At 68.3% G+C, this 21,052-nt stretch carries 16 protein-coding genes; 10 read left to right on the top strand and 6 right to left on the bottom strand.

The features are described 5' to 3' along the window. The first annotated feature begins 14 nt into the window (after window positions 1-14). The 3 genes from G6N18_RS10500 to G6N18_RS10490 all read left to right on the top strand — a co-directional run bounded on the left by G6N18_RS10500 (window position 15) and on the right by G6N18_RS10490 (window position 3,435). Window positions 15-1,196, top strand: coding sequence for a M20 family metallopeptidase (locus G6N18_RS10500; protein ID WP_082999770.1), 1,182 nt, complete (start codon window positions 15-17; stop codon window positions 1,194-1,196). Further along, window positions 1,193-2,365: an amidohydrolase gene (locus tag G6N18_RS10495; RefSeq protein WP_067225213.1), complete on the top strand. Its 1,173-nt coding sequence runs from the start codon at window positions 1,193-1,195 to the stop codon at window positions 2,363-2,365. The genes G6N18_RS10500 and G6N18_RS10495 overlap by 4 nt, the downstream gene beginning before the upstream one ends. A gap of 182 nt (window positions 2,366-2,547) precedes the next feature. Further along, window positions 2,548-3,435 carry a type IV toxin-antitoxin system AbiEi family antitoxin gene (locus G6N18_RS10490; protein WP_082999994.1) on the top strand — a complete coding sequence of 296 codons (888 nt, stop codon included), beginning with the start codon at window positions 2,548-2,550 and terminating at the stop codon, window positions 3,433-3,435. 63 nt (window positions 3,436-3,498) lie between these two features. On the opposite strand, the gene G6N18_RS10485 is transcribed toward G6N18_RS10490, so the two are convergent. Further along, on the bottom strand, window positions 3,499-3,978 hold the full coding sequence (locus tag G6N18_RS10485; protein ID WP_067225214.1) for a gamma-glutamylcyclotransferase family protein: 480 nt from the start codon (window positions 3,976-3,978) through the stop codon (window positions 3,499-3,501). A 65-nt stretch (window positions 3,979-4,043) separates the two neighbouring features. Here G6N18_RS10485 and G6N18_RS10480 point away from each other — a divergent pair, with 65 nt between their 5' ends. From G6N18_RS10480 to G6N18_RS10470, 3 genes are all read left to right on the top strand, one after another. Next, entirely contained in the window at window positions 4,044-5,459 is a 1,416-nt protein-coding gene (locus G6N18_RS10480) for an NAD(P)H-quinone dehydrogenase (protein WP_082999769.1), read from the top strand. Between the two features lie 69 nt (window positions 5,460-5,528). Then, on the top strand, window positions 5,529-7,268 hold the full coding sequence (locus G6N18_RS10475) for a glycerol-3-phosphate dehydrogenase/oxidase (protein ID WP_067225216.1): 1,740 nt from the start codon (window positions 5,529-5,531) through the stop codon (window positions 7,266-7,268). Window positions 7,269-7,278: 10 nt separating this feature from the next. Beyond that, on the top strand, window positions 7,279-8,136 hold the full coding sequence (locus G6N18_RS10470) for a pseudouridine synthase (RefSeq protein WP_109749346.1): 858 nt from the start codon (window positions 7,279-7,281) through the stop codon (window positions 8,134-8,136). 1 nt (window position 8,137) lies between these two features. Here G6N18_RS10470 and G6N18_RS10465 read toward each other — a convergent pair whose 3' ends face one another. Then, window positions 8,138-10,051 carry a glycoside hydrolase family 2 protein gene (locus tag G6N18_RS10465; protein ID WP_067225227.1) on the bottom strand — a complete coding sequence of 638 codons (1,914 nt, stop codon included), beginning with the start codon at window positions 10,049-10,051 and terminating at the stop codon, window positions 8,138-8,140. A 651-nt stretch (window positions 10,052-10,702) separates the two neighbouring features. Between G6N18_RS10465 and G6N18_RS10460 the strand changes: the two genes are divergently transcribed. Both G6N18_RS10460 and G6N18_RS10455 read left to right on the top strand, forming a co-directional pair. After that, entirely contained in the window at window positions 10,703-11,023 is a 321-nt protein-coding gene (locus tag G6N18_RS10460) for an RNA-binding protein (protein ID WP_163689859.1), read from the top strand. 38 nt (window positions 11,024-11,061) lie between these two features. Beyond that, window positions 11,062-11,832 carry an SDR family NAD(P)-dependent oxidoreductase gene (locus G6N18_RS10455; protein ID WP_067214546.1) on the top strand — a complete coding sequence of 257 codons (771 nt, stop codon included), beginning with the start codon at window positions 11,062-11,064 and terminating at the stop codon, window positions 11,830-11,832. Here G6N18_RS10455 and G6N18_RS10450 read toward each other — a convergent pair. After that, window positions 11,801-12,586 carry an enoyl-CoA hydratase/isomerase family protein gene (locus G6N18_RS10450; RefSeq protein ID WP_067214694.1) on the bottom strand — a complete coding sequence of 262 codons (786 nt, stop codon included), beginning with the start codon at window positions 12,584-12,586 and terminating at the stop codon, window positions 11,801-11,803. The genes G6N18_RS10455 and G6N18_RS10450 overlap by 32 nt on opposite strands. 26 nt (window positions 12,587-12,612) lie before the next feature. Then, on the bottom strand, window positions 12,613-13,302 hold the full coding sequence (locus G6N18_RS10445; protein WP_067214548.1) for a TetR family transcriptional regulator: 690 nt from the start codon (window positions 13,300-13,302) through the stop codon (window positions 12,613-12,615). A gap of 70 nt (window positions 13,303-13,372) precedes the next feature. Between G6N18_RS10445 and G6N18_RS10440 the strand changes: the two genes are divergently transcribed. Beyond that, entirely contained in the window at window positions 13,373-14,449 is a 1,077-nt protein-coding gene (locus G6N18_RS10440) for a ferredoxin reductase (protein WP_083007379.1), read from the top strand. Between the two features lie 20 nt (window positions 14,450-14,469). Beyond that, window positions 14,470-15,573 (top strand): fatty acid desaturase family protein, encoded by a 1,104-nt coding sequence (locus G6N18_RS10435; RefSeq protein WP_067214557.1) that lies wholly within the window; start codon window positions 14,470-14,472, stop codon window positions 15,571-15,573. Between the two features lie 88 nt (window positions 15,574-15,661). On the opposite strand, the gene nei2 is transcribed toward G6N18_RS10435, so the two are convergent. Further along, a complete protein-coding gene (gene nei2, locus G6N18_RS10430) occupies window positions 15,662-16,420 on the bottom strand; it encodes an endonuclease VIII Nei2 (RefSeq protein WP_083007382.1) in 759 nt (252 codons plus the stop codon). A gap of 3 nt (window positions 16,421-16,423) precedes the next feature. Beyond that, entirely contained in the window at window positions 16,424-21,001 is a 4,578-nt protein-coding gene (locus G6N18_RS10425; protein ID WP_083007384.1) for an ATP-dependent helicase, read from the bottom strand. Window positions 21,002-21,052 lie beyond the last annotated feature (51 nt).

The raw sequence follows: 21,052 nt of genomic DNA, 5'->3' as shown, positions 1-21,052 counted from the left end.
GAGATACTGCCAAGATGCCAGCACTCACCGCGTCGGACGCCGTCGAAGACGCAGTCAACCGACGCCGTGGCGATCTGGTCGAACTGTCGCACTCCATCCACGCCGAGCCCGAACTCGCGTTCGCCGAACACCGCAGCTGCGCCAAGACGCAGGCCCTGGTCGCCGAGTACGGGTTCGCCGTCGCGCAGGCGCCCGGCGGGCTGCAGACGGCGTTCCGAGCCGTCTACGGCAGCGGGCCGCTCGTCATCGGTGTGTGCGCCGAGTACGACGCGCTGCCGGGCATCGGGCACGCCTGCGGACACAACATCATCGCCGCCTCCGCAGTCGGCACCGCGCTGGCGCTGGCGGAGGTGGCCGACCAGTTGGGGCTGACCGTCGTGCTGCTCGGCACCCCGGCCGAGGAGGCCGGCGGAGGAAAGGTGCTGATGCTCAACGCCGGCGCATTCGATGACATCGCCGCGTCGGTGATGCTGCACCCCGGCCCGCTCGACATCGCCCGCGCGCGCTCACTGGCGCTCTCGCAGGTCGCCATCCGGTACGAGGGCAGGGAAGCGCATGCCGCGGTCGCGCCGTACCTCGGCCTGAACGCCGTCGACGCGATCACGGTCGCGCAAGTGGCGATCGGGCTGCTGCGCCAGCAGATGGCGCCGGGCCAGATGGCCCACGGCATCGTCACCGACGGCGGCCAGGCCACCAACGTCATCCCCGCGCGCGCCGAGATGCAGTTCACGATGCGCGCCAACGACGCCGCCTCGCTGCGTGAACTCGAACAACGGATGGCGGCCTGCTTCCTCGCCGGCGCCGTGGCGACCGGTTGCAGCCACGAGGTCGCCGAGACCGAACCCAGCTACCACGAACTGACCCCGGACAATTGGCTTGCCGAGACGTTTCGCGAGGAGATGCAGCGGCTGGGCCGCGAACCGGTGGGCGCCGACGTCGAGGCCGCGCTGCCGCTGGGCAGCACCGACATGGGCAACGTCACCCAGGTGATGCCCGGCATCCATCCGATCGTCGGCATCGATGCGGGCGGCGCGTCGGTGCACCAGCCCGCATTCGCTACGGCCGCCGCGGGGCCCAGCGCCGACAAGGCGGTCGTCGAGGGCGCGATCATGCTGGCCCGCACCGCCGTGCGGTTGGCCGAAACGCCGCACGAGCGCGACCGGGTGATGGAGTCACACGCGAGGCGGGCGTCGTGAGCGTGCTGCCCCACGCCGCCGCACGGTGGCTCTCGGCCCACTACGACGACCTCGTCGAGTGGCGCCGCCACATTCACATGCACCCCGAGCTGGGACGCCAGGAGTTCGCGACGACGCAGTTTGTCGCGTCGCGACTGGCCGACGCGGGCCTGAACCCCAAGGTGCTGCCCGGCGGCACGGGCTTGACGTGCGACTTCGGTCCCGAGCACGGTCCGAAGATCGCCCTGCGGGCCGACATGGATGCGTTACCGATGGCCGACCGCACCGGCGCGCCGTACGCGTCGCTTGTGCCGAACGTGTCGCACGCCTGCGGGCATGACGCGCACACCGCGATCCTGCTGGGCGCCGCGCTGGCGTTGACGTCGGTGCCCGAACTGCCGGTCGGGGTGCGGCTGATCTTCCAGGCCGCCGAGGAGCTGATGCCCGGCGGGGCGATCGACGCGATCGCCGCGGGCGCACTGACCGGGGTGTCACGGATCTTCGCGCTGCACTGCGATCCGCGGCTGGCCGTCGGCAAGGTCGCGATGCGGGCCGGACCCATCACGTCGGCCGCCGACCAGCTCGAGGTGACGCTGCACTCGCCGGGCGGTCACACTTCGCGACCGCACCTCACCGGTGACCTGGTCTATGGGCTGGGCACCCTGATCACGGGCGTGCCAGGGGTGTTGTCGCGCCGCATCGACCCCCGCAACAGCACCGTGATGGTGTGGGGTGCGGTGAACGCGGGCGTCGCCGCCAACGCGATCCCGCAGACCGGCACGCTGGCCGGGACCATCCGCACCGCCAGCCGCGACACCTGGGACACGTTGGAATCCATTGTGCGCGAGTCTGTTTCGTCATTACTGGCGCCGCTCGGTATCGAGTACAGCCTGCAGTATCGCCGCGGGGTGCCGCCGGTGGTCAACGAGGAGATCTCGACGCGCATCCTGACCCATGCGATCGAAGCGATCGGACCCGACGTGCTGGCCGACACCCGACAGTCCGGTGGCGGCGAGGACTTCTCGTGGTACCTGGAGGAGGTGCCGGGGGGGATGGCGCGCCTGGGCGTGTGGACCGGCCGCGGCCCGCAGTTGGACCTCCATCAGCCGACTTTCGATCTCGACGAGCGGGCCCTGGCGGTGGGGGTACGGGTGTTGGTCAACATCGTCGACCAGGCCGCTCAGTTCTAACTCTTCTCCCTCTCGCGTGGGCCCACGCGAAGCCGGGGACGACCGTGTTTGTACGCAGACACGCCGGTTCTAGCGAGCACTCGGCGGCCGCTCGCTGGAGTTGATCATCCACAATTTGCCGTTCATTCACAGGTTGGCCAGACGGCCTACCGGTGTGGTTGCTCGTCGCTGACGATCGGGCTGTGAACCCAGAGTTGATACGAGTTTTCGATGCGCAGGACGGACTCGCCACGAGCGGCCAGATCCTGCAACACATGACGAGACGTGGTTTCGAATCAGCACTCGAAGCTGGCCCCTTGCAACGGCTTTGGCCGGGTATCTATTGCCTCGGCGAAGCGGACGACGCGACGCGACTGCGCGGGCTCGATCTTCGCTGCGGCAGCCAGATTGCTGCGTGCCTCCACACTGCGGCGGCGATGTACGGCTTCGATACCGAGGAGCCCGCCGATCTCCACGTACTCAGCCCGCCGGGTTCACGGTTGCGGTCGACCGATGGGCTGAAGGTCCATCGACGCGAGCGTGCGCCGCTCGCTGTCGTCAACGGCAGACCGGCCACTGCGCCGGCGTGGACCGCCGTGGAGGTGGCACGCACGCAGCGTCGACCGAGGGCATTGGCCACGTTGGACGCCGCTCTGCGCAGCGGTTCGGTCGATCGGACCGAGCTGTGGCGTGCCGCATGTGAGCAGGCCGGACGGCGCGGCATCATCGCGGTTCGTGACCTGATCACGCTGGCCGATGCCCGCTCGGAATCGCCGATGGAGAGCGAAGCGCGGTTGGCGATGATCGACGGTGGTCTGCCGACTCCGCAGCTGCAATACGAGATCGTCGACGGAAACGGGGAGCTTCGTCGCGTCGATTTCGCCTGGCCCGCCCACCGGGTGGCCGTCGAGTACGACGGTATCGATTGGCACAGCGGCGCCGAGGCGATGCGGCGCGACCGCAGGCGAACGGCTGCACTCCTCGACGTCGGATGGGTAGTCATCGCGATCGTCTTCGAGGATGTTCGGTACCGGTCGTCGGAGTTCGTCGCTCGCATCGACAGGCAGCTACGTCACTCTCGCGCCGCGTGAGCGACCGGAAGATGTCCGCGGACCACGGCGTGTCGGTGCGCAAACACGGTCGCTCGCGGAGATTCAGCCCGGCGTACCGGGACCGATGTTGCGCGCCGGTCGAGTCCGTAGGTCGTGCACGTATTCCGGTGGGGCACCGGCGACTTCGGCGGCGTCGGCCACCACGCCGAGATAGCGCGCCGACGGCAGACCACCCTCCCACGCGTCGACCACGTACAGCCAGGCCAGCACCGGCTCGAAACTGGTGTCCGACGAGATGCGGTGCACCCGGCAGCGGATCTTCTTGTGAAAACCCAGCTCCGAGCCTTCCCAGCGGTCGAGGTTCTCCTCGTCCTCCTTGGTCACGTCGTAGAGCACGACGAACACCTTCGACGTCGGATCCTCGACGACCGTGGCGAGCGCGCCCTCCCAGCCGATGTCCTCCCCGCCGAACGTCAGACGCCAGCCGTGCAGCCACCCCGTCCCCGCCATCGGGGAATGGGGTGCGCGCTGCAACATCTGCTCCGGATCCATGTTCGATCCGTACGCGGCGTAGAGCGGCACCAGGAAAGACTAAGGGTTCGCGTATCGGATGCGCGATCAACCACCGGCTTCGTTAGGTTGGGGTCGTGGCAACCCGCATCGTGATCATCGGCGGCGGGCCCGCCGGCTATGAGGCCGCATTGGTCGCCGCGGCGCGCGGACCCGAAGTTGCCGAGGTCACCGTCGTCGACTCGGACGGCATCGGTGGGGCGTGCGTGCTGTGGGACTGCGTCCCGTCCAAGACGTTCATCGCGTCGACGGGGGTGCGCACCGAACTGCGCCGTGCGCCGGATCTGGGTTATGCGCTCGAGTTCGAGGACGCCAAGATCTCGCTGCGGCAGATCAACGAGCGGGTGAAGCGGCTGGCCGCCGCCCAGTCCGCCGACATCGCCGAGCGGTTGCGCAACGACGGCGTGACGCTGATCGCCGGCCGCGGCGAGCTGGTCGACGACATGCCGGGCATGGCCAGGCACACCGTCAAGGTCACCGCGCACGACGGCACGGTCAGCACCATCAACGCCGACGTCGTGCTGATCGCCACCGGAGCCAGCCCCCGGGTGCTGCCCGGCGCCGAACCCGACGGCGAACACATCCTGAACTGGCGCCAGCTCTACGACCTCGACGAGCTGCCCGAGCATCTCGTGGTCGTCGGCTCCGGTGTTACCGGCGCGGAGTTCGTCAACGCCTACACCGAGCTCGGGGTCAAGGTGACGGTGGTGGCCAGCCGCGACCAGATCCTGCCCCACGAGGACTCCGACGCCGCCGCGGTGCTGGAGGACGCGCTGGGGTCGCGCGGGGTGACGCTGGTCAAGAACGCCCGCGCCGAGCAGGTGAGCCGTACCGACGACGGCGTCGTGGTCAGGATGACCGACGGTCGATGCGTCGAGGCCAGCCATGCGTTGATGACGGTCGGCTCGGTGCCCAACACCGCCGGTCTCGGCCTCGAGCGGGTCGGCATCGACCTCGGGCCGGGCGACTATCTGAAGGTCGACCGGGTGTCCCGGACCACCGTGCCGGGCATCTACGCCGCGGGGGACTGCACCGGGCTGATGTTGCTGGCCTCGGTGGCCGCCATGCAGGGCCGCATCGCGATGTACCACGTGCTCGGCGAAGGGCTCGAACCGATCCGGCTGCGCACCGTGGCCGCCGCGGTGTTCACCCGGCCTGAGATCGCCGCGGTCGGGGTGCCCCAATCCAAGATCGACGACGGGTCGGTGGCCGCACGCACGATCACGTTGCCGCTGAACACCAACGCCAGGGCCAAGATGTCGAGCCTGCGGCGCGGCTTCGTCAAGATCTTCTGCCGCCCGGCGACCGGGGTGGTGATCGGCGGGGTGGTGGTGGCGCCGATCGCGTCGGAGCTGATAATGCCGATCGCTCTAGCGGTGCAGAACGGCAACGACGTCGAGGATCTGGCGCAGACGTTCTCGGTGTATCCGTCGCTGTCGGGTTCGATCACCGAGGCGGGTCGGCGGTTGATGGCACACGACGATCTCGACTGATCGCACGTAGCCTGGGACGGGCGAACGTAGGCGACGAGTAACTAGACGAGTAACTAGGAGTCCATTCCGGTGAGCGATCCGATCCCGGCCAACGGGCAGACGCTTCTGGGCCCCGAGCAGCGGGCCGAGGCCTGGGAGCGGCTCGGCAGCGAGCAGTTCGACGTCGTGGTGATCGGCGGGGGCGTCGTCGGGGCGGGCGCCGCATTGGATGCGGCGACGCGGGGACTCAAGGTCGCGCTCGTCGAGGCCCGTGACTTCGCGTCGGGCACGTCGAGCCGGTCGTCGAAGATGTTTCACGGTGGCCTGCGCTATCTGGAGCAGCTGGAGTTCGGTCTGGTGCGCGAGGCGCTGCACGAGCGGGAACTGTCGCTGACGACGTTGGCGCCGCATCTGGTCAAACCGCTGCCGTTCCTGTTTCCACTGACCAACAGGTGGTGGGAGCGGCCGTACGTGGCGGCGGGGATCTTCCTCTACGACCAGTTGGGTGGTGCGAAATCCGTTCCGGCGCAGAAGCATCTGACGAAGTCCGGAGCGCTCCGGCTGGCGCCGGGACTCAAGCGGTCGTCGCTGATCGGTGGAATCCGCTACTACGACACCGTGGTCGACGACGCGCGCCACACCATGACCGTGGCCCGCACGGCCGCGCACTACGGGGCGGTGGTGCGGACCTCGACGCAGGTGGTGGCATTGCTCCGGGAAGGCGACCGCGTCACCGGCGTGGAGGTCCGCGATTCCGAGAACGGTGCGGTGACCGAGGTGCACGGGCACGTCGTGGTCAACGCCACCGGCGTCTGGACCGATGAGATCCAGGCATTGTCGAAGCAGCGCGGGCGGTTTCGGGTGCGGGCCTCCAAGGGCGTGCACATCGTGGTGCCCCGCGACCGGATCGTCAGCGAGGTCGCGATCATCCTACGTACCGACAAATCGGTGCTGTTCGTCATTCCGTGGGGCACGCACTGGATCATCGGAACGACCGACACCGACTGGAACCTCGACCTGGCACACCCTGCGGCGACCAAGGTCGACATCGACTACATCCTCGAGAACGTCAACAAGGTGCTCGCGACGCCGCTGACGCATAACGACATCGACGGCGTCTACGCCGGGTTGCGGCCGCTGCTGGCAGGGGAGAGCGAGGAGACGTCCAAGCTCTCGCGCGAACATGCCGTCGCGGTGCCCGCGCCCGGCCTGGTGGCGATCGCCGGCGGAAAGTACACGACGTACCGAGTGATGGGCGAGGACGCGGTCGACGCTGCTGCGGAATACATTCCGGCGCGTGTGGCGCGGTCGATCACCGAGAAGGTGCCGTTGATGGGCGCCGACGGATACTTCGCGCTGATCAACCAGACGGAAAGCGTCGGCGCGCATTACGATCTACACCCGTACCGGGTGCGTCACCTGCTGGACCGGTACGGCTCGCTGATCGGCGAGGTACTGCAGATGGCGGTGGGTCGACCGGAGTTGCTGACGCCGATCACCGAAGCGCCGGTGTACCTCAAGGTCGAGGCGTGGTACGCCGCCGCAGCCGAGGGTGCGCTGCATCTGGAGGACATCCTGGCGCGGCGGATGAGAATCTCGATCGAGTATCCGCACCGCGGAGTGGACTGCGCCCGCGAGGTCGCCGAAGTCGTTGCGCCGGTGCTGGGTTGGAGCGCCGAGGACGTCGACCGCGAAGTGGCGACGTATCAGGCGCGGGTCGAGGCGGAGGTCCGCTCACAGCAGGAACCCGACGACGAGTCGGCCGACGCGTTGCGGGCGGCAGCGCCGGAGGCGCGCGCGGAGATCCTCGAACCGGTCCCGCTGAATTGAGGTGCGAGCCGTGAGGCGCCCGGCGCCGTTGCCGGTGCGTGACGGCCTGGGGCCGGCGCGGGTGCGACTGCGCGGCGGGGCGGTGCTGGTCGAATTGGCGTCTCGGTTCGGCGAGGCAGCCGCGACCAAAGTCCTTGCAGGCGAGGTCGTTACGGCTGCCGGCGACGTCGTCACGGCGGGTACGGTGCTGCCGCCGGGTGCGTCGGTATACCTGTATCGGGAGTTGCGCGACGAGGTGCCGGTGTCGTTCGACATCCCGGTGCTGTATCGCGACGACGACATCGTGGTGGTCGACAAGCCACATTTCCTGGCGACGATGCCGCGCGGTCGCCATGTGGCGCAGACGGCGCTGGTGCGGTTGCGGCGAGAACTCGACCTGCCGGAGTTGTCGCCCGCGCATCGGTTGGACCGGTTGACGGCGGGCGTGTTGCTGTTCACGACGCGGCGCGAGGCGCGGGGGGCGTATCAGACGATGTTCGCCCGCGGCGAGGTGCGCAAGACATATCTGGCGCGGGCGGACGCGGATCCGGGTGTTGACTCTCCCGTGACAGTGCACAGTCGGATCATCAAGCGGCGTGGGCAATTACAGGCAGCCGAAGAGTCGGGCGAGCCGAACGCCGAAACATACGTCGAGCGCCTTGGCGCCGGGCTGTATCGACTGACCCCGCGTACCGGACGGACGCATCAGCTACGAGTACACATGGCGTCGCTGGGAATCCCGATCATCAACGACCCGCTGTATCCAGCAGTGATCGACGTTGCGCCCGACGACTTCTCGCGGCCATTGCAGCTGCTCGCACACAGCATCGAGTTCGTGCATCCGGGGATCGGGCGATCATACGAGTTCACCAGCCGTCGCGCGCTGTGACTCAGCGCCGCGGGTCTGGGGGCGCGACCTGTGCGCCCGCCGCGATCACCGCGCGGTTGCGTTCGGCGACCGTTCGCAGCGTCATCTTCACCAACCACCGGTCATAGGTCATGAAGCCGTTGACCTCGTTCTCGACATCGGTGGTCTGGGTGTAGATCGCGCCGGACAGACCACCCCTGCGGACCGCCTCTTCGAGGTCGCGGCTCACCTCGACGTAGCGCTGGGTCAAACGTGCTCGGCTGTCGGCCATTTCGTAGGCCTGCGGCTTGCCCGGCCAGCGGTTGCCGTCGGGCACCAACCCGAGGCCGCCGTACTCACCGTCGACCACAACCCGGTGTTCGAGCGGCACCGGACGATCGCCGAGCATCGTTCGCTCGTCGCGTGGGGTCGCCGGATTGTCGTGCAGGACCGGGCGGCCCGGCCCGACATAGGTGTGGTCGTCGTAGACGTCGCCGGCCCTGCTGTCGGATCGGGACTTACAGCAGTTCACCCCGCTGTTGGCGTTGACCATCCGCGTGGGGTCCGCGGTCTTGGCCACGTGGGCGATTCTGGCGGTGTCGAACTCGCCCCAGCCCTCGTTGAACGTAACCCAGCCGACGATCGAGGTGACGCTGCGCAACTGGTCGATCATCGCGACGAGCTCGCGTTCGAAGTTGGCTTTCGCCTCCGGCGACGGATCCGGCGCCGGGCCGACCGGAACGTCGAGGGACACGTTCAGCGACGGCATGTCCTGCCACACCAGCAGGCCGAGTTTGTCCGCCCAGTGGTACCAGCGCGCCGGTTCGACCTTGGCGTGCTTACGCACGAAGTTCATGCCGAGAGCCTTGGTGCGCTCGAGGTCGAACTTCAGCGCGTCGTCGGTGGGCGCGGTGTAGATGCCGTCGGGCCAATAGCCCTGATCCAGCGGCCCATGCAGGAAAGTGATCTTGTTGTTCAACGCGATTCGCGGTCGGCCCTGCGGATCGCGCACTGTGCTGATCGTGCGCAGGCCACCGTAGCTGGCGACCTCGTCGACGACCTTTCCCGTCGGGCTGACCAGCCGGACCTCCAGGTCGTACAGGTAAGGGTCGTCGGGCGTCCACAAGCGCGGTTCTGGCACCCGCACCCGCACCGGCTCACCGGGTTCGGCCGACGAGCGGGTCAGTGTTGCACCGTCCGCGGCGGACACGATCACCTCGGCCTGCTCATCGGTTGTTCCGGAAACTCGCGGTGTGACGGTGAAGCCGGTCAAATCCGGTGTGATGTCGAGCTTTTCGATGTGCGCGGCACGTACCGGTTCCATCCACACGGTCTGCCAGATGCCCGACGCGCCGGTGTAGAACAGACCTTCGGGATCGTTGCGCTGCTTGCCGACGGCGAACGGGCCGTCTTCATTGCGGTCCTCGGCGCGCACGACGATCTCCTGCGTCCCGGCCCATTTCAGCGCATCGGTGATGTCCGCGCTGAACGCGGCGAAACCGCCCTCGTGATGGGCCACGCGCCGGTTGTTCACCCAGACGGTGGCGGTCTGATCGACCGCGCCGAAGTGCAGCAGCACGCGCTGCCCCCGCCAGGTGCCCGGCACTTCGAAGACCTTCCGGTACCACATCTGATCGTCGTGCCGCTTGACCCCGGACAGCGCCGACTCCGTCGGGTAGGGCACCAGGATTTTCTCGTCGTAGTCGTCGGCCGAGGGAGGTGTGGTCACCGCCGTGTCGCCGGACCGCCCGGTGTACGCCCACACGCCGTTGAGGTTCAGCCAACGTGCCCGCGCCATCTGCGGCCGGGGGTACTCCGGCAGCGCGTTGTTCGGTCCGACCAGATGCGACCAGGGAGTCGACAGGGCCGGGCTCTGCCGCTGCCATGCCTCGGCCGCGTTGGCCGGCGCACTCAAGATCGCGATGCCCGCCACCAGGGCGACGGGCACGGCGGCCATCCGGCGCAGCGCCTTGCGCACGCGGTGCCGTTTGGTCGACGGCTCTGTGTTCGCGGCCACGACTAGTCCCCCCTGCTGGAAACCCATTGACGAAATGCGGTTGTGGTGCAGTGCACCGTTCCCCCGTGGCAAACCTAGTGGGCGGTGAACCATGGAAGAATCACGTGTTTCCCTACACTTCGCATCAGCGCGCTGGGCGAACGTGAGTGTTCACGCGACCGCGAGCTGACACAGACATGGGTCGAGATCGCTTGGATGCACGATTGCTGTTGTGACACAGCGGACCTGCGAAGTCAGGATGCGCGCCGAGCCTAGCATCTCGTTATGTCGAAGGCCACCCGCGGACAGAGCCGGCTCACCGATGCGCCGCCTTGCTCGGCAGCAATGATACGGCTCGGTGACGGGTCCGCACGCCGGTTGATAGCAAACGTCGAGTAGACGGGCTCAGCAGCTGGTCAAAGCATCCGTTCGGCGGCGGATGCGGCCACCGTACAGGTCGTGATGGTTCAGGCATCGCACAGGACATCGATGCGCCGAGCCGGTTCGTTACGGCCGCTTTGTCGATCCCGCTCGTTCGGCCCCGGGCGGACTCGGCGGCTGACACAATCGGGTCGGTGATGGCCTCTCGGCGCGTTGCCTGAAGGAGGAGATGTGCGCAAGGTATGGCTGTGCGCGGCCGCGGCCCTTTTCGCAGGTGGCCTGGTGAACGTCAGCCCGCCGTCCGCCGAGGCGACACTCTGCGGTTCCGTCGGCGGCAGGTTCGTCGACGTCACCGGGTGTGCTGATCCGCTCTCGTATCTCAACGAGTTGCCACCGCCGCCACCTCCGCCGCCGCCACCGCCTCCGCCCGGTGCGCCGCCTCCGCCTCCACCGCCGCCCCCGCCGCCCCCGCCGGTGTATGTCCCGCCGGCGCCCAACGTCAATGTGTGCGCGAACGTCGGGCGACGGATCAGCGTCGGCGGTTGTATCTGACGGCGGGTTCTCCTCGGCGCTCTGATTGACTGACGGCCGTGGACCGCACTTCATTCGACCGTCTCTTCGACATGACCGACCGCACCGTGATCGTCACGGGCGGGACCAGGGGCATCGGCCTCGCGCTCGCCGAGGGTTTCGCGCTCGCGGGCGCCCGTGTCGTGGTGGCCAGCCGCAAGCCCGACGCCTGCGAGCAGGCCGCGCAGCATCTACGCGGGCTCGGCGGCCAGGCCATCGGTGTGCCGACCCACCTCGGCGACATCGACGGCCTCGAGGCGCTCGTAGCGCGGACCGTCGACGAGTACGGCGGCATCGACGTGGTGGTCAACAACGCCGCGAATGCCCTGGCGGAGCCACTCGGCGAGATGACCGCCGAGGCGTTGACGAAGTCCTACGAGGTCAACCTCCGCGGTCCGGTGTTTCTCGTGCAGGCGGCGTTGCCCTATCTGAAGGCCAGCACGAAAGCCTCTGTGATCAACATGGTTTCGGTGGGCGCGTTCAACTTCTCGGCGATGACCTCGATCTACTCCTCCAACAAGGCGGCGTTGATGTCGTTCACCCGGTCGATGGCCGCCGAGTTCGCACCGTCGGGTATCCGGGTCAACGCGATCGCGCCCGGGCCCGTCGACACCGACATGATGCGCAACAACCCGCAAGAGGCTATCGACGGGATGGCCCGCAGCACCTTGCTCAAGCGTCTGGCCTCACCGGACGAGATGGTCGGCACCGCACTGCTGTTGGCCTCCGACGCGGGCAGCTACATCACGGGCACGGTCGTCATCGTGGACGGTGGCGGAACGCCTCGCTAGCTTCGCGCATCTCGCCGCTGGTCGAGGACAGGATCTGGCTGCGGTTCTCCAGGTGCAGCGCCGCTTCCAGGCTCGACGCCTCGAGGTTCGCCCACAGCACCTGCTTGGTGGACTCGACTCCGAACTTGCCGTACTCGCAGAGCGTTTCGGCGATCGCGATGGCGTCCTCGACGACCGATCCGTCGGTCGACAGCCGCGACACCAGGCCGAGCCGCAGCGCTTCGGCTGCGTCGACCGCCCGCGCGGTGAGAATGAGGTCGAACGCGGGGCCGGCGCCGATGATCCGCGGCAGCGTGTAGCTGACCCCGATGTCGCAGCCACCCAGGCCGAGTTTGATGAACTGCGTGCAGAACCGGGCGGATTCGGCGGCGATGCGGATGTCGCAGGCCAGCGCGATCCCCATCCCGCCGCCGTACGCCACACCGTTGACCGCGGCGATCACGGGTTGGCGCAGCCGGTGGATCCGCGCGGTCAGATCGGCGATGCGCTCCTGCCACCGCATGCCCGACCGCGGAAACTCCGTTCCTGCGCCGGCCTTGTCGGGGTTCGGGTCGGTCAGGTCCAGGCCGGAGCAGAAACCGCGCCCGGCCCCGGTGAGGACGACGACCCGGCAGTCGTTGTCCGCGCCGATCCGTTCGAGGGTTGCGTGCAGGTCCTCGACGAGGTCGTAGGACAGCGCGTTGAGCTTCTCGGGCCGGTTCAGTGTCAGCACGGCGATGTCGGGACGAGGGTGGTTCAGTTCCAGATTCGGCATGCCCACACGCTAAAGCGTGGCCGCCCTCAGACGCTGCTGCGCCAGCCCGCGACGCCGACCGCGATCATTCGCAGTTGTTTGACGGCCACCCGTTTGATCTCGTCGAGCGCGGCCGGGTCGTGGGCGTCCTCGATGGCCTCGGCGATCACGATCATCGCGTTGACGAACAGGCTGGCCAGGATGTTGAGGTCCTCACTGCTCCAGGTGTTCAGGCCGGGAAAGCGCGCCAGGTCGATCGCCAACTCCGAGGTGATCAGCCGGATCTCGGTGCGGATCGCGTACCTCAGCACGGTGACTCCGCTGTTGCGTTCGCGACCGATGAACCGCCAGTGCTCGCGTCGCTGGTTCACCCCGTCGATGAGGATGTCGACGCTCGACTCGATGACGCGCTTGGGGTCGAGTTTGCCCGCCCGCGCCCCGCGCAGCATTTCTCTGAGGCTGCGGAACGACTCGTCGATGAGGACCAGCCCGAGGGCTTCCATCGACTCGAAGTGCCGGTAGAACGCCGCGGGCACGATGCCCGCCTCGCGGGTGACTTCGCGCAGGCTCAGCGCGGAGAAGCTGCGGTCCTCGAGCAACTTGAGCGCCGCAGCGACGATCGCGCGGCGGGTGGCTTCCTTGCGCTCTTCACGCGTCAACGTCGCTGAATCGCGGGAGCGGGACTTACCCGATCGGTTCGACCGGCTCGTTCGTGAGCTAGGCGTACGACCGTTCACTATGTGAAAGGTACCACAACCAGCGCGGAAATCATTGACGGATGACCCATCGAGCACGCAAGGTGTACATATGTTTACTCAAACATTGACGCAGGGGCTGTGGGGCAGGGCGCTGCGGTCGCCGCTGGCCGACCTGCTCACCGGCCCGCATGGCGTGGACCGATACACCGAGCTTGTCGCCCCGACCTGGACCCGGGCGGATGCCCGTGCCGAGGTGGTCGCAGTGCGCCGCGAGACGCCGCGAAGCGTCACCCTGACCCTCAAGCCGAATCAGGCGTTCACCGGTCATCGCGCCGGTCAGCACATCAACCTCACGGTCGAGATCGACGGCCGCCGTCGCACCCGCCCGTACTCGCCGGCCAACCCCGAGGGCGCTGCCTACCTCGAGCTGACCATCGGTCGTCACGACGGCGGCCTGGTCTCGACTCACCTCAACGAGCACGCCCGACCCGGCATGGTCGTCGGACTCGACTCGGTCGGGGGCGACTTCACTCTCCCGGGCGGCCCGTCCGGCACCCGGCCGCGCCGCATCCTGTTCGTGTCGGGCGGCAGCGGCATCACCCCGGTCATGTCGATGCTGCGGACACTGCGCGCGGCGCGCTTCGATGGCGAGCTGGCGTTCGTCCACTACGCACGGTCAGCTCAGGAGGCGTGCTATCGCGCCGAACTCGACGCGATGCGTGACGTGCGGGTCCTGCACGGCTACACCCGCGAGACGGCCGGGTCTGATCTCGACGGCCGGTTCGGCCCCGCCCATCTGGCGGCCGCCATGCCCGACCCCGACGCGGTGTTCGTGTGCGGTCCGCCAGAACTCGTGGACGCCGTGCGGGCGCACTGCCCGAACGTCACCTCGGAGAGCTTCGTGCCGCCGAAGTTGGCGTCGGCCGAGGCGTCCGGCGGCCTGGTCGCCTTCACCGCCAGCAGCGTCGCAGTGGCCGACGACGGGCGCCCGCTGCTGGAGCAGGCCGAAGCGGCCGGACTCAATCCCGAGAGCGGATGCCGAATGGGCATCTGCCACAGCTGTACTCGTCGCAAGACCCGCGGCGCAGTCAAGAACCTGATCACTGGTGCGGTGTCGAGCGCCGACGAGGAGGACGTGCAGTTGTGCGTGTCCGCGCCCGTCGGTGACGTCGACATCGCGCTCTGAGACCGAGAAGGAGCCACACCATGACCACCACCACGACCACCGCGCAACCGGGCACCATCGAGAAGACCGTCGCAGGCAAGACGGTCAGTCTGACGCCAGAACAGGCCGAGGCGTTCGGCCGCGAACTCGACGCGCTCAAAGACCGGGTCATCGCCGACCTCGGCGAGCGCGACGCCACCTATATCCGCCGAGTCATCAAGGCGCAGCGTGGTTTCGAGCTCGGCGGCCGCGCCCTGCTGTTCGGCGGTGTGTTTCCACCGTTCTGGCTGGCAGGCACCGCGATGCTGGGCCTGTCGAAGATCCTCGACAACATGGAGATCGGCCACAACGTCATGCACGGCCAGTACGACTGGATGGGCGACCCGGCAATATCCAGCAGGGGATTCGAGTGGGACACCGCCTGCCCGGGCGAGCAGTGGCGGCACTCGCACAACTACATGCATCACACCTACACCAACATCGTCGGCATGGACCGCGATGTCGGCTACGGCATCCTGCGGATGAGCAACGACCAGAAGTGGACGCCGTACTTCCTCGGCAACCCCGTCTATGCCTTCCTGCTGATGGTGTTGTTCCAGTACGGCGTCGCACTGCACGAACTGGAGACCGAACGCATCCGCGCCGGTGAGATCACCATCTCCGACAAGCGCGAGATCCTCGAGGGCATCTGGCGCAAGACCAAACGCCAGACGCTCAAGGACTACGTCGCCTTCCCACTGCTGGCCGGGCCGTTCGCGCCGTGGGTCTTCGCGGGCAATCTCACCGCGAACCTAATCCGCAACGTCTGGTCCTACATGATCATCTTCTGCGGCCACTTTCCCGATGACGTCCAGGAGTTCACGATCGAGGAGACCAAGGCCGAGACCCGCGGGCAGTGGTACTTCCGACAGGTCCTCGGGTCGGCAAACCTGACCGGGGGCAAGCTGTTTCACATCCTGAGCGGCAACCTGTCGTTCCAGATCGAGCACCATCTGTTCCCCGACATCCCGGCGCACCGCCTTGCCGAGATCTCCGCGGAGGTCAAAGACATCTGCGAGCGCTACGGCATTCCCTACAACAAGGGGTCGCTACCGCGGCAGTTCGCAACGGTGGTCCGCAAGATCGTCCGGTTGGCGCTGCCGTAACGCTCCCCAGTGCCGCGAGACTACGGTTTCTGATGAAAAGCGGCCGGAATCCGTCACAAACCGTAGTCTCGGCGCGGTGTCTGGCGGCTCAGGTCTGGCAGACCGGGCACCAGTACGAGACGCGGTCAGCGCTGCTGTCGGAGTCGATCGGCGTGCCGCACCGCCGACACGGCCGACCACGACGGCCGTAGACCCACAGGTCGCGGCCGCCGCGGGTGTCGCCGGTCGTGGTGCGGTTGACGCGGGACCTGTTCAACCACAGCATGTCTCGGGCCCGTTGCACCATCCGCAGCGGGTCCTTGACCTCGCTTACCGGGGTGGTGGGCAGGTAACCGGTGACGAAGCACAGTTCGTTGGCGTAGACGTTGCCGACACCGGCCATCACCCGTTGATCCAACAACGCCTCGCCCAGTGGCCGGTCCGGATCCTTGACGAGATTGGCCCTGGCGACGCGCGGTTCCCAGTCGTCGCCGAGCAGGTCCGGCCCGAGATGAGCGACGGCCTCCATGTCGTGCTCGCGGTCCAGAATCTCCAGCACACCGAGGTCGACGCCTGCGACGCGAGAGTCGTTGGTGTGCAGCAGGATCCGAATCTTGTGCCCGGGGACGCGACGAATCTGGCCGCCGACCAGCCAGGCGCCTTCCATCTTGAGGTGCGAATGGATGCTGGCGTCGCCGACGCGGATGAACAGGTGCTTGCCGCGGCTGCGCACCTCGTCGACGACACAGCCCGTCAGGTCGACCGTCGCGAACTTCGGCACCCGAACGTCGCAGCGGGTCAGTTCCTTGCCTTGCAGCGCCTCACGCAGCTTGGTGGCGGTGCGGTAAACCGTGTCGCCTTCGGGCATGCGTCAGCGTAACCGCAGGCCTCGTGGTGTGCGGGCGAAGCCCGCGCCGAGCAGTGCGTCGTGCACGCTAGCCCTCTCGCCGGTGGCGCCCGGTTCGAGCACCGGTACCCCGTTGACCTTCTCGACGAGCAACGACCCCACCCGGCCGCTGCCGACGAGATCGGCCAGGGCTGCCGCGGCGGCGATGTGCGCGTCGGTGTCACCGGTGAAACTCAGCAGCGAGCGGCCGCCGCGTTCCAGAAACCACACGAGTTCGCCGTCCACGAGAGCGACCAGTGCTCCCGCCTTTCGGCCGGGACGGTGGGTGACGTCGTCGTCCGAGCGCTTCGCCGGCCACGGCAGCGCGGAACCGTAGGGGTTGGCCGGATCGGCCGCCGCCAGCACCACCGCGCGATACTCCCGATGGTCGCGGTCCACTTCGTCCAGGTAGGTGCGCAACCGGTCGACGGTCGAGGCCGCCGCGAACTGCGCTCCGCCCAGCGACTCGACGAAATAGCCGCGCTGACAACGGCCGGCGTCCTCGAACGCGGTCAGCACCTTGTAGAGCATCGCGAAGCCGCCAGGCACCCCCTCCGCGCCGACCGCGCCCTTGGTCAGCACGCCGTGCCGGCCGAGCAGCAGCTCGGCCTGAAAGTGTGCGCGCACGGTCGACTCCGGTTCGGCCGCAGGTAGCGCCGACCACCGGCCGGCCACCGTCGGGTCGGAGTTGCGGGTCTGGGCGTGCGCGACGCTGTATCGGCTCAACCGCGGCGCCCGTTGCCGCTGCCGGTGCGCGGGTGCGCTTCGCCGACCGTGCGCGCCGCGGGTGCCCATCAGCATCGCGCGCACGGGCGCGAACGTGTCGCCGGTGACCCAGCCCGCCCAGATCAGTTCCCAGAGCGCGGTTTTGTGCTCCTCGCCGGGATGGTCGGCCAGGCGGCGGGAGAAGGTGTCAGCGAGCTGACGAAAAAAGTACGCCCCGCCACCCTGACCGGATGAGCCCAGCGTGTCGAGAATCGCCCGATGGATGTCGGTGAACTCGATCTCGGTGGGGGCGCTCAACGTCAACGGCGCCGATTCGGCCGGATGGAATGCGATCCAGCCGTCGCCGCTGCCGATCTGCCCCGCACCCGACCACGTCACCTCGCCGGAGGCCAGCAGTTCGTCCAGCAGTGCGGGCTGGTAGTCGCGGACACGTTGACCGAACACCAGCGGCTCGACGGCCGACGCCGGAATCGGCACGCCCGCAAGCTGATCGATCACCGCGGCGAGACCGTCGACGCCCGTGTTCTGCGTCGACCCGACCAGCTGCCACGCCGGCAGGAACCGGCCGTAGGCCGCGGTGCTGACCGGCTCGATCTGCGAGCGCAGCGCGGCGAGCGAACGGCGCCGAAGGATCTTCAGCACCTCGGAGTCGCACCACTGCTCGCCGCCCACCGGGTCGGAGACGGGGGCATCGGTGAACTCGCCGCGAATCAGCTTGCCGTCGACCGCCATTCGGCCCAGCACGTCGGCGGTGACGCGCAGGCCGAGGCCGAACCGGGCAGCCGCGTCGTGCGTGGAGAAAGGTCCGCGGGTGCGGGCGTAGCGCCCGATCAGCTCGCCGAGTGGATCGTCGACCGATTCGGTGAACGCCGTCGGCACCCCCACCGGCACGGCGACCCCCACCCCGTCACGCAGCAGGCCGATGTCCTCGATCGCCACCCACCACGTCTGGTCGGCGAACGAGACGGTCAGCGCGCGCTTGGCGGCCCGCAGCCCGTCGAGCCAGCCGCCCACATCGGAAGTCGTGCAGCGCTCGACGATCTCGGCTTCGGTCAGCGGGCCCAACAACCGCAGCAGATCGGCGACGCCTTCGGCGTCACGGGCCCGGCGGTCGTCGCTGAGGTGCTGCAGTTGCCGGGTCGTGCTCGTGATGACCTGCGGTTCGAGCAGTTCGCGCAGCTCCACCCGACCCAGCAACTCGGCGAGCAGCACGCTGTCCAGCGACAGCGCCGCGGCCCGTCGTTCGGCGAGCGGGCTGTCGCCCTCGTACATGAACGCGCCGACGTAGCCGAACAGCAGCGACGCGGCGAACGGGGACGGCGTGGCGGTCTCGACCTCGACGATGCGCAGCCTGCGCTGTGCGACCCGGTGCATCAGCTCGGTCAGGGCGGGCACGTCGTAGACGTCCTGCAGGCATTCCCGCACCGCCTCCAGCACGATCGGGAAGTCGGGATACTTGCGCGCGACGTCCAACAGCTGGGCAGCGCGCTGACGCTGGTGCCACAGCGGTGACCGCTTGCCGGGATGGCGGCGCGGAAGCAGCAACGCGCGGGCAGCGCATTCGCGGAACCGCGACGCGAACAGGGCCGAGCCGCCCACCTCGGCGGTGACGATCGGCTCGATCTCGTCGGCGTCGAACACGAACAGATCTGCGCCGGGCGCGGCGTCTTCGGTGTCGGGCAGCCGCACGATGATGCCGTCGTCGGATGCGGTGGGCTTCTCCTCGATGCCGTAGCGCTCCCGCAGCCGTCGCGACACCGCCAACGCGAGCGGGCCGTGCACCCGCAGGCCGTAGGGCGAGTGCAGGATGACGCGCCAGTCGCCGAGTTCATCGCGGAACCGTTCGACGACGAACGTGGTGTCCGACGGAACGACGCCGGTCGCCTGGCGCTGGTCGTCGATCAGCTGCCACAGGTTGTCCGCGGCGAACGCGTCGAAACCCATTGCGCGGCAGCGGTCGTCGAATGCGTCCTTGTCCAGGCGGGCAAGTTCACCGGTGTAGGCGCCGACCGCCGCGCCGAGTTCGGCCGGTCGGCCGACACTGTCGCCGCGCCAGAACGGCAGCCGGGCCGGCTGTCCGGGCGCCGGGATCACCAGTACGCGGTCGTGGGTGATCTCGGTGATCCGCCAGCTCGTCGCGCCCAGCGAGATCACGTCGCCGGGCCGCGACTCGTAGACCATCTCCTCGTCGAGTTCACCTACGCGGGACGGTTTTTCGGATTCGGTGGCCAGGTACACGGTGAACAGGCCGCGGTCGGGGATTGCGCCGCCACTGGTGACCGCAAGGCGCTGGGCACCGGGCCGGGCGGTCAGTGTGCCCGTGTCGCGGTCGTACACCAGGCGGGGCCGCAACTCGGCGAACTCGGTCGACGGGTACTTGCCCGACAGCAGATCCAGCGTCGCCTCGAACGCGCTGCGCGGTAGGGTGGCGAAGGGGGCACTGCGCCGCACCGCGTCGAACCAGCGGTCGGCGTCCAGCGGTTCCAGCGCACACGCCGCGACCGTGTGCTGTGCCAGCACGTCGAGCGGATTGGCGGGCACCCGCATCGTTTCGATCTCGCCGGACAGCATGCGTTTGACGGTCACCGCGCAGCCGATCAGGTCGGTGCGGTGCTTGGGGAACAGCACGCCCTGCGAGATCTCGCCGACTTGGTGGCCGGCGCGGCCGATGCGTTGCAGACCGCTGGCCACCGAGGGCGGCGCCTCGACCTGGATGACCAGATCGACGGCCCCCATGTCAATGCCCAACTCCAGGCTCGACGTCGCGACGACGGCCTTGAGCCTGCCGCTCTTGAGGTCGTCCTCGACGATGGCGCGCTGCTCCTTGCTGACCGAACCGTGGTGCGCGCGGGCCAACAACGTCGGCGCACCCAAGGCGGCACCGCTGGCCATCAGCTGGGCCGGCGCTCCGCCTCCGACTTGCGGGTTGGGGCCGGTCTCCAGGTCGACCCCGCTGCGCTCGGCGTGGATTTCGTTGAGCCGCGACGTCAGTCGTTCCGCGAGCCGCCGGGAGTTGGCGAACACGATCGACGAGTTGTGTGACTCGATCAGATCGACGATGCGTTCCTCGACGTCCGGCCAGATGGTGTTGTTCTCGAGGTTCGCCATGTCGGGCACCGGCACCTGGACCGACAGGTCGAACGTCTTGGCTGCCGGCGGCGCCACGATCGTCGTGCGGGCCTGCCCCGACAGGAACCGCGCCACCTCTTCGGGCGGGCGCACGGTCGCCGACAGCCCGATTCGCTGGGCAGGCGTGTCGCGGAGTTGGTCGAGGCGCTCGAGCGACAGCGCGAGGTGGGCGCCGCGCTTGGTGGCCGCGACGGCGTGCACCTCGTCGACGATGACGGTCTGGACATCGGTCAGGGTGTCGCGCGCCGCGGACGTCAGCATCAGAAACAGCGACTCCGGCGTGGTGATCAGGATGTCGGGCGGCCGGGCGATCAGGTCGCGGCGCTGAGCGGGTGACGTGTCGCCCGAGCGCACGCCGACGCTGATCTGCGGAGCGGCTACCCCGCGCCGTTCGGCTATGCGCGCGATGCCGGTCAGCGGTGTACGCAGGTTGCGCTCGACGTCGACGGCCAGCGCCTTGAGCGGCGAGACATAGAGCACCCGGCTGCCTGCTCCGGCGGGCCGCGGTTCGCCGTCGGCCAACTGATCGATCGCCCACAGGAACGCCGCCAGCGTCTTGCCCGACCCCGTCGGCGCGATGACCAGCGTGTTGTCGCCGTCGGCGATCGCCGACCAGGCCTGCGCCTGCGCAGGCGTCGGCTCGGCGAACGTGCCGGTGAACCACTCCCGGGTCAGGTCACTGAACCGGGCGAGGGGAGATGTGCTCATCGACATCAATGGTGCACCCCGGCACCGACAACTATTTTGCGATTTGGGCGC

Source organism: Mycolicibacterium celeriflavum (assembly GCF_010731795.1).
Lineage (GTDB): Bacteria > Actinomycetota > Actinomycetes > Mycobacteriales > Mycobacteriaceae > Mycobacterium > Mycobacterium celeriflavum.
The sequence above is the reverse complement of the archived record's forward strand: the minus strand, read 5'-3'. Positions and strand labels throughout refer to the sequence as shown.